Annotated in this window: 16 protein-coding genes and 3 tRNA genes; 3 read left to right on the top strand and 16 right to left on the bottom strand. The window is 52.2% G+C overall.

Features of this window, described 5'->3' with window-relative positions; translation table 11 throughout:
* Positions 1–7: 7 nt before the first annotated feature.
* The 10 genes from PYCH_RS01895 to psmA form a co-directional block, all read right to left on the bottom strand.
* Positions 8–256 carry a DNA-directed RNA polymerase subunit H gene (locus PYCH_RS01895; RefSeq protein ID WP_048058156.1) on the bottom strand — a complete coding sequence of 83 codons (249 nt, stop codon included), beginning with the start codon at positions 254–256 and terminating at the stop codon, positions 8–10.
* Between the two features lie 130 nt (positions 257–386).
* Positions 387–463, bottom strand: a tRNA-Thr gene (locus tag PYCH_RS01890).
* A 42-nt stretch (positions 464–505) separates the two neighbouring features.
* Positions 506–1,126 carry a hypothetical protein gene (locus tag PYCH_RS01885; protein WP_013905135.1) on the bottom strand — a complete coding sequence of 207 codons (621 nt, stop codon included), beginning with the start codon at positions 1,124–1,126 and terminating at the stop codon, positions 506–508.
* Positions 1,127–1,145: 19 nt separating this feature from the next.
* Positions 1,146–1,223 (bottom strand) — tRNA-Pro (locus PYCH_RS01880).
* A 1-nt stretch (position 1,224) separates the two neighbouring features.
* Positions 1,225–1,301 (bottom strand) — tRNA-Thr (locus tag PYCH_RS01875).
* 39 nt (positions 1,302–1,340) lie between these two features.
* Positions 1,341–2,147, bottom strand: a complete 807-nt coding sequence (gene rrp42, locus PYCH_RS01870; protein ID WP_013905134.1) for an exosome complex protein Rrp42 — start codon at positions 2,145–2,147, stop codon at positions 1,341–1,343.
* Position 2,148: 1 nt separating this feature from the next.
* Positions 2,149–2,898 (bottom strand): exosome complex exonuclease Rrp41, encoded by a 750-nt coding sequence (gene rrp41, locus PYCH_RS01865; protein ID WP_013905133.1) that lies wholly within the window; start codon positions 2,896–2,898, stop codon positions 2,149–2,151.
* Complete coding sequence (gene rrp4 / locus PYCH_RS01860; RefSeq protein ID WP_013905132.1) at positions 2,895–3,668, bottom strand: exosome complex RNA-binding protein Rrp4; 774 nt, start codon at positions 3,666–3,668, stop codon at positions 2,895–2,897. Before rrp4 ends, rrp41 begins: the two co-directional genes overlap by 4 nt.
* Entirely contained in the window at positions 3,665–4,375 is a 711-nt protein-coding gene (locus PYCH_RS01855) for a ribosome assembly factor SBDS (RefSeq protein ID WP_013905131.1), read from the bottom strand. The genes rrp4 and PYCH_RS01855 overlap by 4 nt, the downstream gene beginning before the upstream one ends.
* 10 nt (positions 4,376–4,385) lie before the next feature.
* A complete protein-coding gene (gene psmA / locus PYCH_RS01850; RefSeq protein ID WP_048058154.1) occupies positions 4,386–5,168 on the bottom strand; it encodes an archaeal proteasome endopeptidase complex subunit alpha in 783 nt (260 codons plus the stop codon).
* Between the two features lie 167 nt (positions 5,169–5,335).
* Between psmA and PYCH_RS01845 the strand changes: the two genes are divergently transcribed.
* Complete coding sequence (locus tag PYCH_RS01845; protein WP_013905129.1) at positions 5,336–5,836, top strand: ACT domain-containing protein; 501 nt, start codon at positions 5,336–5,338, stop codon at positions 5,834–5,836.
* 17 nt (positions 5,837–5,853) lie between these two features.
* Here PYCH_RS01845 and PYCH_RS01840 read toward each other — a convergent pair whose 3' ends face one another.
* Genes PYCH_RS01840 through PYCH_RS01830 form a run of 3 tightly spaced genes read right to left on the bottom strand, consistent with a single transcriptional unit; the run spans position 5,854 to position 7,379 of the window.
* The gene (locus tag PYCH_RS01840) at positions 5,854–6,201 is read right to left on the bottom strand and encodes a cupin domain-containing protein (RefSeq protein WP_013905128.1); all 348 of its coding nucleotides are present in this window, start codon (positions 6,199–6,201) and stop codon (positions 5,854–5,856) included.
* A gap of 25 nt (positions 6,202–6,226) precedes the next feature.
* Complete coding sequence (locus tag PYCH_RS01835) at positions 6,227–6,637, bottom strand: hypothetical protein (protein ID WP_013905127.1); 411 nt, start codon at positions 6,635–6,637, stop codon at positions 6,227–6,229.
* 10 nt (positions 6,638–6,647) lie between these two features.
* Entirely contained in the window at positions 6,648–7,379 is a 732-nt protein-coding gene (locus PYCH_RS01830) for a hypothetical protein (protein WP_013905126.1), read from the bottom strand.
* 272 nt (positions 7,380–7,651) lie between these two features.
* Between PYCH_RS01830 and PYCH_RS01825 the strand changes: the two genes are divergently transcribed.
* Positions 7,652–9,019 (top strand): TldD/PmbA family protein, encoded by a 1,368-nt coding sequence (locus PYCH_RS01825; RefSeq protein WP_013905125.1) that lies wholly within the window; start codon positions 7,652–7,654, stop codon positions 9,017–9,019.
* A 10-nt stretch (positions 9,020–9,029) separates the two neighbouring features.
* Positions 9,030–10,355, top strand: a complete 1,326-nt coding sequence (locus PYCH_RS01820) for a TldD/PmbA family protein (RefSeq protein ID WP_013905124.1) — start codon at positions 9,030–9,032, stop codon at positions 10,353–10,355.
* A 44-nt stretch (positions 10,356–10,399) separates the two neighbouring features.
* Here the strand turns inward: PYCH_RS01820 and PYCH_RS01815 are convergent, their stop codons facing one another.
* Genes PYCH_RS01815 through PYCH_RS01805 form a run of 3 tightly spaced genes read right to left on the bottom strand, consistent with a single transcriptional unit; the run spans position 10,400 to position 12,033 of the window.
* The gene (locus tag PYCH_RS01815) at positions 10,400–10,648 is read right to left on the bottom strand and encodes a hypothetical protein (protein WP_013905123.1); all 249 of its coding nucleotides are present in this window, start codon (positions 10,646–10,648) and stop codon (positions 10,400–10,402) included.
* Positions 10,649–10,653: 5 nt separating this feature from the next.
* Positions 10,654–11,595: a tRNA (cytosine(49)-C(5))-methyltransferase gene (locus tag PYCH_RS01810; protein WP_013905122.1), complete on the bottom strand. Its 942-nt coding sequence runs from the start codon at positions 11,593–11,595 to the stop codon at positions 10,654–10,656.
* 9 nt (positions 11,596–11,604) lie between these two features.
* Positions 11,605–12,033 carry an archease gene (locus PYCH_RS01805; protein WP_013905121.1) on the bottom strand — a complete coding sequence of 143 codons (429 nt, stop codon included), beginning with the start codon at positions 12,031–12,033 and terminating at the stop codon, positions 11,605–11,607.
* Positions 12,034–12,161: the final 128 nt, after the last annotated feature.

The following is a 12,161-nucleotide window of genomic DNA, read 5'->3' as shown; positions in this document are numbered from 1 at the left end:
AGAAGCTTTAATCCTCAACAACAACCCTGTAATAATAGTAAACACCCGCTGTTGGGCTCTTGCGCTTTATTTCTATTATATCCCCAGGCTTGGCACCTAAGGCCTTAACGGCCGGGTCGCTCGCCTTTATCTGCGGAAGCTGGGAGAGGCTTATACGGTACTTCTCAAGCAGAGCCTTCTTCTCCTCTTCACTGAGCACCCTGTGTTCGGGTACTAATACATGATCAAATATGTTAAACTCCTTCTTCCCCGCCACGGAGAATTGCCCCCCAGAAGTTTTTTCTACCGGGTTTCATCCACATCCCCGCTTCAGGTTCTGGTATATAAGCTTTACTGAGGACTCGGCCCCAGAAATATATATCGGTTGCGAAAAGCTTTAGAAGGGGTGGAGCCCCGGCCGGGGTTTGAACCCGGGACCTGCCGCTTACCAAGCGGCCGCTCCACCAGGCTGAGCCACCGGGGCACCGACGGGATGTCCTGAAAAGATAGTATATAAGGTTTTCGGTCAGCCGGGAGCTCCACCGATGTCCCACAGAAACATAGTGAACTCGAAGTCGTAGAATCTCGATAGCAGTGTTCCGGGGTTGTAAGGGTAGTAAACATAGAACTTCTTCAGACCCGTTATCTTATGGCTGTCCTTAGGGTCCACCTCATAGCTCCAGACCTCTGTAATCGGGAGAGGAAACATGCTCCTCGTTATCACAACGGCGTTCACTTGCTCATACCCGAACTTCATCTTATTGAACTTCTTGTCAACGAGCCTAAAGGCCCTCATGAGACCGAAGCGGGGCATTCCGAGCTTCTGAATGGCTGTCACGTTGAATTTGTAATATTCGTTTCTTTCCATCTCAGAAACTAGGCATGAGGCCGTTAGGCAGGTGTCCGTCCTCGTCAGGGAGTAAACGTAGAGGTAATCGTTGGTAAGCTTGAACTGGAGGAGTGATGTCAGGGAGCTCGCCAATAGCAGGCAAATTATGAAAGGCCTCATGACTTTTTTCCACATCTTCTTACCTATATAGTCCCACTCAGCCCTGAGGACGACGAGGAAAACAAGTGGAATTAGAGCGAAGTAGAGTATCATGCCGAAGATGTAGCCGCCGAAGGTGGGAAAGTGGTCATAATACATGGACACCACCAAATCTTTTTGGTGGGGCCGCCGGGATTTGAACCCGGGTCACGGGCTCCCAAAGCCCGCAGGATGGACCAAGCTACCCTACGGCCCCGTGGAGCCCCGGGCGGGATTTGAACCCGCGACCTGGGGATTACAAGTCCCCCGCCCCACCAGGCTAGGCTACCGGGGCCCGAAGCCGAAGAGAGGAAGGGGGAAGGGCTTATAAATATTACCCTTGGACAGCCTCAAGGATTAGTTTCCTTATTTCCTCAGCCTTCTTAAAGGCAACCTCAACGGCGTACATCACCTCTTCGAGCTTGAATGCACCTCCCTCACTCTTCTGAACCGCGGAGATGTGCCCCGTTTCGTCCGTCGTTATCGTCAGCTTGCCATCCATGACCTGCTCTTCCTCAAGGTTCGGATCAACGACGAGCGTCCCTCCTATCTTGGCGAAGGTCACGGGTATTGGTATTTTCTGAACCGGTAGGGGCTCCCACTCGTCCAGTATCGTTACTTCACCCTTCTCCTCGTCGTACTCGACCTTAGGCATCTTGGCGTTAAGGAGAGCGGCAATGGCAGCTATGCCTATGGCATCCATAAGGTTCCCATCGTGGTCTAGGACGTGAACGTCTATGAAGACCACGCGGACAAGTTTACCCGGAACTATTACAAGTTTTTCGAGGTCAAGGGCCTTGCTCTCCCTTATCCCCCTATCAACGACACGAGCCAGCTCTATGGCCCTTTCATCCGGCGGTCCGGGCTCGAAAGTAGGCGATGCGAGAGGAACAAGTTCAACGTTTGTCGTCATCACGCCCATATTGGGCGTGTCCGGAAAGGGTTCGCCAAGGTCAAGCTTTATGCCCACAAGCACTTGGGTATTGCCGAGCTTCACGAGGGCCGAACCCTCAGCCTTCTCTATTACGCCCACCTGAATCTCTATTGGCCTGTAGTCTTCAAAGCCCCTATCATCTATTCTCTTGCCTTCCTTGAGGATGCTGAGTATGTGATCTCTCATTATGCCGGCCATTACTTCCATTTCACTCACCCGCCTCTACCTCCTGGGCTATCTTGATGTATTTCTCTTTCAGAGCCTCGCGCTGCTTCTGATAAACAGCCTTGGCCCCCTTAATAGCCAGCTTGACAGCCTCTATGAACTCTTCCCTCGTGAGGTAGCCGTCCATCTGAAGGAGGGTTATGTCGTTCTTCATGGGCATTATGGCGACTGGAACGTCTGCCTCACCGTAGTTGTCCTCCTCCTTGTTGAGGTCGAGGACAATTTGTCCCTCTATCTTCCCGGCGGCACATGCAGCCACAAGATCCTTCATCGGTATCCCAGCGTCTGCCAATGCCAGCGAGGCGGCCGTGATCCCGGCCACCCTTGTCCCAGCATCGGCCTGAAGAACCTCTATGAAAATGTCTATGGCGGTTCTCGGGAAGAGCTCCAAAAGGAGAGCCGGCTCAAGGGCGCCCTTTATGACCTTGCTTATCTCTATGCTCCTCCTGTCAGGGCCGGGCTTCTTCCTTTCCTCGACGCTGAAGGGGGCCATGTTGTAGCGAACACGAAGTATTGCTCTATCGGGCCTCTGGAGGTGCTTAGGATGGATCTCCCTAGGACCATAAACCGCGGCCAAAATCTTATTTTTACCCCACTCCACGTAGGCAGAGCCGTCGGCGTTCTTGAGAACACCGACCTCCATCTTTATTGGTCTGAGCTCGTACTTCTTCCTGCCATCTATCCTTCGCCCGTTCTCATCAATAAGCTTCAATCCCTCGGGCTTGTCCATCATGCCTCTTCACCTTCTTCCCCATTTTGCTCCTCCTCAAGCTGGGGGATTTCTTCAATAACGCCCCGTTCCTTGAGCTCCTGGAGCCTATCCAGGAGAAGCTCTTTTATCCTGTCAGTGAGGCCCTTCGTGTGGCTCTCCCTGTCAACCTTCAGTATCGCTTCGATGGCGAGCTTCTCAAGCTCCTCCTTCTTTCCGCTGATCCATACCCAGCCGTTCTGGCCGACGATAATTCGCGTCATCGTGAGCCTCTTTATCATGTTTATCATTGAGCCTCCTTTGCCTATTAGCCTAGGGACCTTTGACGGGGTTATCTTGACTATCTGACCTCCCCTGAGCGGGCCACCGTTGAAAGGCATGCCCTTGGTCGTGAGGTCTATGTTATTCACCTCGTTAATTGCCTTAACCTTAGCGTATATTATGTCCCCTATGTCGAAGAACTTTTTTAGATCTGTCTTGATGAGGTCAATCTTCTCGTCCGTGTGGTCCTGAATCCTAAGGGTAGCCTGGTATGGGGCCCCTATGTCCACGGTCCAGCTCGAGAACTTGACATCTACAACTTTTCCGATGACGTTGTCCCCCACCTCGGGTATGTAGGGCCCCTCGAGAGGTATCACTCTTATGAGGTTCCCCTTTATGTCAACGAGCCCTATCACGGTCGAGTATATTCTGCTACCCTCCCTGAAAGTTCCCCTTCCGTTCTTGAAGGGTCCCTGAGCCAGCAGCGTCCCAGGAACAACAAGCTCCCTATTCTGAACGAAAACTCTCTTCATAGGCCCTTCCTCTCTACAAGCTTAGTCTGAACGTTGCCCTTCGTGAGGGCGTTAAGCTTCTCATAAAACTCCTCCTCGACACCGCCTGGAATCTCGATGAGGAACATCCAAGAGCCATCGCTTCCCCATTCCTCCCTCTTTATCTTTCCGAACTTTCTGACCTCACCGTAAGCCCTGCCAACGTACTCACTAGGTATCTTGACGGCTATTATCTTGACCTCTATCTTCAGCGGAAGAACTCGCCTGAGAGCCTTTATGACGTCCTGAACCTGTGCCTCGGCGTCCTTGAAAATGTCAACCCTTACCCCAACTTCTTCCATGGCCTTGAGTATTCTGTCAACAGGATGAGGATAGCCCGTCCTTGGGTCAACGGCGTGCCTGTGGATTATGGTTGCTATCTGCCTCTTCTTCTCCTCCATCATTTCCCTTCTCTGCTGCGCCGTGAGCTGAACCTCTCCCTTTCGCAGGATTATCTTGGCAACCTCGTAGGGATCGCTGGTTCCAAAGAGCTTTTCCATCTCGTGTTCGCTTGCCTTGTCACCCTTGTGAGCATCCTTAAAAACATAAGGGGTGGCGAGGATCTCCTCTATGGGAACGTCCTTACCCTCTTTAAAGTCCCTGGCGAGATATGGATCAACGAGTATCTCGAAGGTCTCCCCATGAATCTTTAACCTCGCTATTACGGCTTTGTCAACGCTAATCGGCATAGAAATCACCTCAGTAATTGCTGTCAAGCTCAGAGTAATCCTCCTCCTTTTCCTCCACCTGCTCCTGCTCTATCTCCTTCATAACCTCCTCGAGAAACTTGGATATCTCTTCCTTAGTGAGCTTTCTGAATCTTCTGTCCTTGACCGTTATCACGGCAACCTCTATGCTCTCGGCACTCGGGTTCTCCATAGTCTTTGCCAAGGCGAATATCGCCAACTTTATGGCATCTTCGAGCCTCATGTCGTCCCGGTACTTCTCCTCGAATATCGCCATTGCCGTGTTCCTGCCACTGCCTATAGCAACGGCCTTCCATGCGAAATAAGCTCCACTCGGGTCCGTCTCGTAGAGCTCAGGCTTTTCATTAACACCTGCGAGGAGCAGGGCAGCACCAAAAGGCCTGACACCGCCATACTGGGTGTGCATCTGCTTGAGGTCACATATTTTCTTCACGAGAACCGGAAGAGGAGCCGGCTCCCCATAGGTTAGCCTGTAAATTTGAGCCTCAAGACGGGCCCTATCTACGAGGACCCTCGCGTCGGCGATTATACCACTTGAAGCAGCCGCTATGTGGTCGTCTATCTGGAATATCTTCTCGTAACTTTCGGGTTCTATAAGCCTGCTCGTTATCCTCTTCTCGACCGCCAGAACAACACCCTCCTCGCACTTAACACCGGCGGCGGTGGCACCCCTCTTAACGGCCTCCCTGGCATAGTTGACCTGGAAAAGCCTACCATCGGGGCTGAAGACCGTTATTGCCCTGTCGTAACCTGCCTGAGGTGGCACGAACGCCATCTCCCATCCCCCCATCAGCTTATCCTGGGTTAGACTTATATATCTTCCCATCAAGCGTTCTAACTGGGGCTGGAATCGCTTCTGATGATATCATTGTTAGCATGGAAACATTTTAATACTGGTGATCCCTATAGTGGAATGCTGAACATTAATGGGGGGAGGGTTCCATGTGGGGTCGAATAGAGCATTATTTCGAAGAATATCCAGTTAGGAAGCTTATAGCAAAGACGCTCCTGAGGTACGGTCTCAAGGTCTCGGAAGACATGAAAATAAAGGCAGGCAACGTAGAGGTCCCATACACCAAGATAGCTAAGGCCCTCGACGTTGACAGGAGGGTCGTAAAGGAGACCGTCGCGATGATCCTCAAGACCCCCGAGCTCCGCGAAATATACATGAACCTCGAGCCTACGGTTCACATGAAGTACGTTGGAAGGCACGTGGGCTACGGGGTAATCGAGATAGAGCCCGAACCCAGGGCCGTTGGAATTCTTGCCAAGATAGCCCAGAAGATAGCCGATAGAGGGATAAACATAGTTCAAGTTGTTGCTGAGGATCCAGAACTATACCCCGAGGCCACATTGACGATAATAACGGAGAAGCCAGTGCCCGGGGATCTCATTAACGAGCTTTCGAAGCTCGAGGGTGTAAAGCGGATATCAATATATTAATAACTTTTTTCATTAACTTATTCAAGTTCAAGCCACACAGTGTCATCGCCGTAGTAGTCCAGCTTAACAATAAAGAGCCTGAAGGGCTCGTCGCTCTCGTTGATTACCCAGTGAACTGTTCTTGGCTTGACGAGGAAGATGTCTCCCGGCTTCGCGAGGTATTCAGTATCACCGATGCCAAGTCTCGCCTCGCCACCTATTATGTAGAACAGCTCGTACTGCCTTTCGTGATAGTGCTTTTTGACGGTCTGCCTTGGCTTGACCTCGACTATCTGGGCGTAGCTTCCTTCAGGGAGATCTCCTTCGAAGAGAGGGAGCTTCTGGTAGGTGCCCCTGTCGATAAGGTTCTTGATTTCGGCCTTCATGGTTTAATGGTGGAGATGCTTTATTTTAAGCTTCTCGGTTGATAATGGTCTCACTCTCCTTTTGTTTGGTTATTTTTGAATCTCCCCTTTCCTGGGCGACAACCCATGCCATCAGCAGACCAGCAGGAAGTCCGATCACCGTTGCCTCCACGAAAACTCTTGCGTATCCTGTGTATCCACTTAAAGCAAGGATTCCTGAAAGCAACAGTTCAGTTCCGGCGGCTATCACAACGGCCACATAGAGGGACGTCCGATTCATCAGGGTTAGGACAACGATTAAGGGAGGTAGCAATAAACCCAAACCTATGCCGAGACCAGTTAGTGTACCTCTCAGTGGATTCTCCCAAAAAGTTCCCCTCGATATGCCACTGTACGAGATGAAAAGCATAAGAAAAAGAATGAAAAGCATTCCAAATGAGAGTTTTCTATTCTCCATGGCCTGTCACCTAAGAGCCATGATATTCGCACCCAGTACCCCACTCCAGGCAACTTTCTTCAATGCAGAAATAACAGTTAGCAACCACACATGCTGTGCATATCACGCAACCTATTGGATTTATCAGACAGATCGTAGCCCCTATCCCACATACTGCACCACAGCGCCCCGCATTAAGGCAACAGTCAATTGCAGCACCTCTATCATATGAACAGCAATATTCAGTGCAATATTCTCTTGGTCCCGGGCAGTCAGCATTACTACTACACTCATGTCTACAACTGCCGAGTGTAGTAGTCTTTCCTCCATTTACACTTATTAACTCTGGCTTTAGTTTCCCTTCAGAGACATCGATACGGTACCCTCTAACTTTCACTCCCTGCACGGGCTTTGAAAACTCGTACAGCGCTATCACGTGCTTGCCGTCCTTCAGCGGGATTCCCATGGCGAGCATTGTTATTTTTTCGCCGTTGTACTCGATCGTGTGCTTCACAATCTTAACGTGCGAGTAGTCAACGTCCCAAGGTTTTGCCAGCTTCCAGAAGTCCCTGCTCGTTGCCAGCTTTAGGAAAACGTGAGCCTTCGACCAGTTTTCCTGAACCCTGCTTACGGGTGTTGTAACCCTGAAAGGATTCACGCAGCCGTTGACCTCCGGATACTTGGGGTAGCTCACCACGTACGCCCCATAAGCCCCAATCAACAGCAAAACCACAAACATGGCCAGCAGTGCACGCCTCAGCATCGATCCCCCCAACGGGGTTTTGCATACATATTATACTGCCAATGATATATAAGGGTTATTTCAACCAAAGGTTTAAAACTAAACTCGCGAAAGTATACTTATGCTTGCAAAATGTACACTATCGTTCGAAACCTCCTAACTGAGGAATGTCTGAAACTCCAGACTTAAGTCCATTCCGTTTAGATATTCCTTTCGACCTCCATCGAAAGGCTCAAAAGACTTTTATACCCAGCCAGCGATTCATCAGTGAACAGATAGAAACGGTGGTAACCATGGAAGCGCTGGAGAAAGCCCTCCGCTGGGCGGAGGATAACTTGAAGGCCGAATACATAGAACTCCGCTACGAGAACCTGAAGAAGACGGCCCTCAGCCTGAAGGACGGTGTCTTCGTGGGCTTCACGACGAAGTTCCAGAGGGGCGTCGCTATTAGAGTCCTTGCCGATGGTGCATGGGGCTTCTCTTCAACCAGCAGGTTGGAGAATCTTGAGAAGGCCATAGAAGAGGCATACAAGCTAGCTAAGGCAGCTGCTCAGACGAAGAAGGAGAAGATAACCTTAGCAGAGATTAAGCCGGTCGAGGACTTCGTGAAGAGCAAGATGAGAGTTAAGCCTGTGGAGGTTGACATAGAGGAGAAGGTTGCCCACCTCAGAGAACTCGAGAAGCTTCTGAAGGAAGACAAGGCTGTCAAGAGCGTCCAAATCCGCTACGAGGACGGGAGCGGCGAGAAAATACTCCTAACCAACGAAGGCACCAGAATAGAGTGGGACTACAACTACCTATGGCAGGGAACTTACATCACCGGCAAGAAGGAGGGGAGGCTCGCGATGGCAAGGGACAGCATTGGAGCGGTGGACTACGGCTGGGAGCTCATGACAGATATAGAACCAAACGAAAAGGTTACCGAAAGACTGCTCAGAAAGATGCACTCCCAGCTAAACGGCGTGGCGCCAAAGAGGGGCGAATGGCCCATCGTAGCGGGCCCCATAGTTGTTGGCCTAATCGCCCATGAGGCTCTTGGCCACTTGGCGGAGGCTGACCTAACGATAAACTCGCCCTTCAAGGACCTCATTGGAAAGCAGATAGCACCAGAGTTCGTCACCATGAGCGAGCGCTACGTTGAGGGCGGCTTTGGAAATGATAAGTACGACGACGAGGGCGTTCCGGTTAAGGATATCCACATCATCGAGAATGGCATTCTTAAGGAAATAATGCTCAACCGCGAGTACGCTGCCAAGTGGGGCATGGAACCCAACGGCCACGCTAGGGCCCAGGACTACACCTATCCACCGATAATCAGGATGAGGAACACGATTTTTGAACCCGGCGATTACTCCTTCGAGGAGCTCATCGAGGACATTAAGTTCGGCTATTACGTGGTCGATTTCAGGGGGGGCCAGGCCCAGCTCAACTCGGCATTCCAGGTTGGAATTCAGGAGGGCTACGTGATTAGAAACGGTGAAATTGCCGAGCCGATAAGGGACACCTCAATCACCGGCGTGGCAATAGAGGCTCTCAAGAAGATAAGTGCTGTAGGCAAGGACTTCGGCCTTGAAGTAGGATTCTGCGGGAAGGGACAGACTGCTTTCGTCAGCTCAGGCGGACCGCACATGAGGTTCGACGGAGGAATACTGATTGGCTGAGGTGGTGAGGATGGAGAATCTAATCCGCTTCGGGGAGAAGTTCTTCGACGAGCTTGAGATTGCCACCTACAGGGAAAGGGAGGTCGGCGTTGGAGTCGAGCTTAATGAGGTCTCTATAGCGGGCGTCAAGAGCAGGGCCATAACGATAATCCGCGGAGTAAAAGACAAGCGCTTAGGTTTGGCTGTGATAGACGGCGAGGAGCCTGCCAAGATAAGGGAGGCCATTGAGACAGCCGCCAAGATGGCCAAACTCAACAGCCCAGACGAGAAGTGGGTTTCGCTTCCGGAGCCGGGCAAGTACCGTGAGAGACCAAAGCCCAACGAGGAGCTGAAGGAAGTTTCCCCAGACATCCTCGTTGAGATGACCGTCAGGAGCATAAAGCTCGCCCGCGAAAAGGACCCGCATATCACGGTGGCGGGCGGTTCCACTACCGTCTCGTGGCTTGAGAGCTCCATAATCAATTCGCACGGAATAGACGTCCACCAGGCCTTCGGAAACGCCTTCATGTTCCTTGAACTGGTCGGACGGAAGGAGGGCGTAGTAACACCTGGAATCTTCGAGTTCGACGCCCGCACGGACCTTAACCTCGACGTCGAGGGGGTAGTTGAAAGAGCCTTGAAGAAGGTCAAGTGGGCCTACAACGTCAAGGCCAGCAAAAACGAAGAAGTTCCGATAATCCTCAGCCCGTGGGCTATTGCTGGCCTCTTCAGCTTCGCTCTCTTCCCAGCATTCAGCGGTGAGCGCCTCGTAAAGGGGACGACCCCCCTCGCGGAGAAGATCGGGGAGCAGGTGGCAAACGACGTCCTAACGATGTACGACGATCCCTTCCACGAGCTCAGCCTTGCCAAGATGGTGGCGGACGGCGAGGGCGTCCCGACGAGGAGGAACGTCCTCATCGAGAAAGGAATCTTCAAGGGCTTCGTCTGGGACAACTACTGGGCCAAGGTTTACGGAACCGAGAGCACTGGAAACGGAAAGAGGGATTTGAGAAGTGGTGGGATAAGCATTGGACTCAACACCGTTGTCATAGAGCCCGGAAAGAGGAGCCTCGAGGACATGATTTCCGAAATTGAGCGCGGGTACCTCGTGGATGGCCTCCAAGGCGCCCACTCCAGCAACCCGGACAACGGAAACTTCGCCGTCACCGCGAACCCAGCCTATCTCATCGAGGACGGAGAAGTCAAGGGAGCGAGCGTATTCCTGATAGCCGGCAACGTTTACGAGCTCCTCAAGCAGGCTAGAGAGGTTAGCAAGGAACTCACAGTCATGCCAGCCATGTACACCGTCATAACGCCCCACATCCTCTTCGAGAACGTCAAGATTGCCGGAAAGTGAAATTTTTCATTTCACGTTTCGCTCCCCTTTTTGCCATGTAAAAACTAGAGCTCTATCCCTTTCACCCTGTCACTGACATAGCCCTCAAGGATCTCAACGCGAACGCTTCTCTCTTCCCCAATCAGGTCGGCCATCAGCATGACGCCCTTCTGGTAGTCCCAGAGGCGCCTCTTCGCTTCCTCCGTAACTTTCTCTGCCATCACGATGATTTCCGAGGCGTTTTCCCTACTCGCAATCTCTATGACCTTGAGGGCATCTTCAACCGTGAAGACGCCCTTCTTTTTGAACAACACCTCCCTCACCTCGGCTTCCTTATCTTCGCCACGAAGAAGGCTTCCGTATCGTTGTCCTGCGGGTGTATGCGGAGGGTCTTCTTGACCTCGGGGGAAAACTCCCTACCCTCCCACTCAAGGATGGGCTCCCTTCCCTTGACGGGGAGCTTAATCTTCTCAAGCTTGGCGTCCGTCCTCTGCAGGAGGAAATCCACTACAGCCTCGTTCTCGAGGGGGTCAACGGTACACGTGGAATAAACAAGAACTCCCCCTGGCTTAAGAGCCCTGTAGGCGGCCAGTATGAGCTTTCTCTGGATGCGGGTATGATAAAGAACCTTGTGAATGCTCCAGGTATAGGCGAACTTGAAGTTCTTCCTCACCATTCCAACGCTAGAGCAAGGGGCATCGAGGAGGACGCGGTCAAATGTGTTCTCGTAGCGGCCGAAGTAAGCGCCATCCCTCACAGTGACCTTCGCTATCAGAACGCCGGCCCTGTTGAGGTTCGCTATGAGGATATTGGCCCTGTCCCTCTTGGCGTCGTTCGCTATTATGCACCCTTCGTTCTCCATGTACTGTGCTATCTGGGTCGTCTTGCTGCCGGGGGCGGCGGCCATGTCGAGGATAAGCTCGCCGGGCTTCGGCTCGAGGACCACCGGCGGAATCATCGAGCTCGCCTCCTGGGGAATGACGAGGCCCAGCGAATACTCGGGCATCTCTCCAAAGTTCACGGTGCCGCCGCCGGGCGGCCTTATAAAGAACCCCTCCCTCACCCAAGGGACTGGTTCGAGCTCATACCTCTCACTTAACCTCTCAAGGACGAGCTCAAGGGGCGCCTTGAGGGTGTTTATCCTGATGCTCTGCCTTACCGGCTTGAAGAGATAGGCCCAGAAGTCGTCGCTGTCATCCAGCCTCGAATATCGCTCGTAGAAGGCCCTGTTCATCTTCTTGAACTCCTCCTTGGCGTTCATGGGACCACCTCATATGTCGGGCACGAGCTGAGCCATCCAGCGACCGTCCGGGAGCCTCTCAATCTTCATATCATGGTAAGTTATCGCCTTAACCTCCTCCTTCGGCTCGTGTTTCTCCGGGTCGAGGAGCTCCCCATAAGCTTCTGCCATGAGCTTATAACCGTTCTCGGTCTTCTCTATTTTCACCCTGAAGTCGCCGAAGACAAGGCCCTCCATGTCGTGAAGGACGAGGAGTTCCTCGAGGAAGGAGTACAGCAGGGCCTCTAAATCTTCACCCTCAACTTCAACTTCCCTCACTTCCTTTGACTCCACCTTCCTCACGTCGACCATGACGTCGAAGAGGGCCAAGGCAACCGCCTCAAAGGCCTCCTCCAAAGTGTCACCATAGCCACGAATCCCTATGTCGGCCGTATGCTCGTAATGCTCCCATGTCCTCATAGGCTCACCCCCAAATGGTTTCCCGCCCGCGTTCATGTATTTGACCGTTACTATCTGGAACGCGTCAGCCTGATAAATGTGATGCCTCCCGAGGGGCATCGTTTATTAAGTTCAGCGCTTAGCGTTAG

This window comes from Pyrococcus yayanosii CH1 (assembly GCF_000215995.1).
Lineage (GTDB): Archaea > Methanobacteriota_B > Thermococci > Thermococcales > Thermococcaceae > Pyrococcus > Pyrococcus yayanosii.
This window is presented reverse-complemented; position numbering and strand designations above follow the sequence as displayed.

Bases quoted from the DNA above. Each gene is read 5' to 3' on its own strand.
- PYCH_RS01885 (WP_013905135.1), bottom strand. From the start codon at position 1,126: ATGTATTATGACCACTTTCCCACCTTCGGCGGCTACATCTTCGGCATG.
- rrp42 (WP_013905134.1), bottom strand. From the start codon at position 2,147: ATGGAAGTAATGGCCGGCATAATGAGAGATCACATACTCAGCATCCTC.
- rrp41 (WP_013905133.1), bottom strand. From the start codon at position 2,898: ATGATGGACAAGCCCGAGGGATTGAAGCTTATTGATGAGAACGGGCGA.
- rrp4 (WP_013905132.1), bottom strand. From the start codon at position 3,668: ATGAAGAGAGTTTTCGTTCAGAATAGGGAGCTTGTTGTTCCTGGGACG.
- PYCH_RS01855 (WP_013905131.1), bottom strand. From the start codon at position 4,375: ATGCCGATTAGCGTTGACAAAGCCGTAATAGCGAGGTTAAAGATTCAT.
- psmA (WP_048058154.1), bottom strand. From the start codon at position 5,168: ATGGCGTTCGTGCCACCTCAGGCAGGTTACGACAGGGCAATAACGGTC.
- PYCH_RS01845 (WP_013905129.1), top strand. From the start codon at position 5,336: ATGTGGGGTCGAATAGAGCATTATTTCGAAGAATATCCAGTTAGGAAG.
- PYCH_RS01840 (WP_013905128.1), bottom strand. From the start codon at position 6,201: ATGAAGGCCGAAATCAAGAACCTTATCGACAGGGGCACCTACCAGAAG.
- PYCH_RS01835 (WP_013905127.1), bottom strand. From the start codon at position 6,637: ATGGAGAATAGAAAACTCTCATTTGGAATGCTTTTCATTCTTTTTCTT.
- PYCH_RS01830 (WP_013905126.1), bottom strand. From the start codon at position 7,379: ATGCTGAGGCGTGCACTGCTGGCCATGTTTGTGGTTTTGCTGTTGATT.
- PYCH_RS01825 (WP_013905125.1), top strand. From the start codon at position 7,652: ATGGAAGCGCTGGAGAAAGCCCTCCGCTGGGCGGAGGATAACTTGAAG.
- PYCH_RS01820 (WP_013905124.1), top strand. From the start codon at position 9,030: ATGGAGAATCTAATCCGCTTCGGGGAGAAGTTCTTCGACGAGCTTGAG.
- PYCH_RS01810 (WP_013905122.1), bottom strand. From the start codon at position 11,595: ATGAACGCCAAGGAGGAGTTCAAGAAGATGAACAGGGCCTTCTACGAG.
- PYCH_RS01805 (WP_013905121.1), bottom strand. From the start codon at position 12,033: ATGAGGACATGGGAGCATTACGAGCATACGGCCGACATAGGGATTCGT.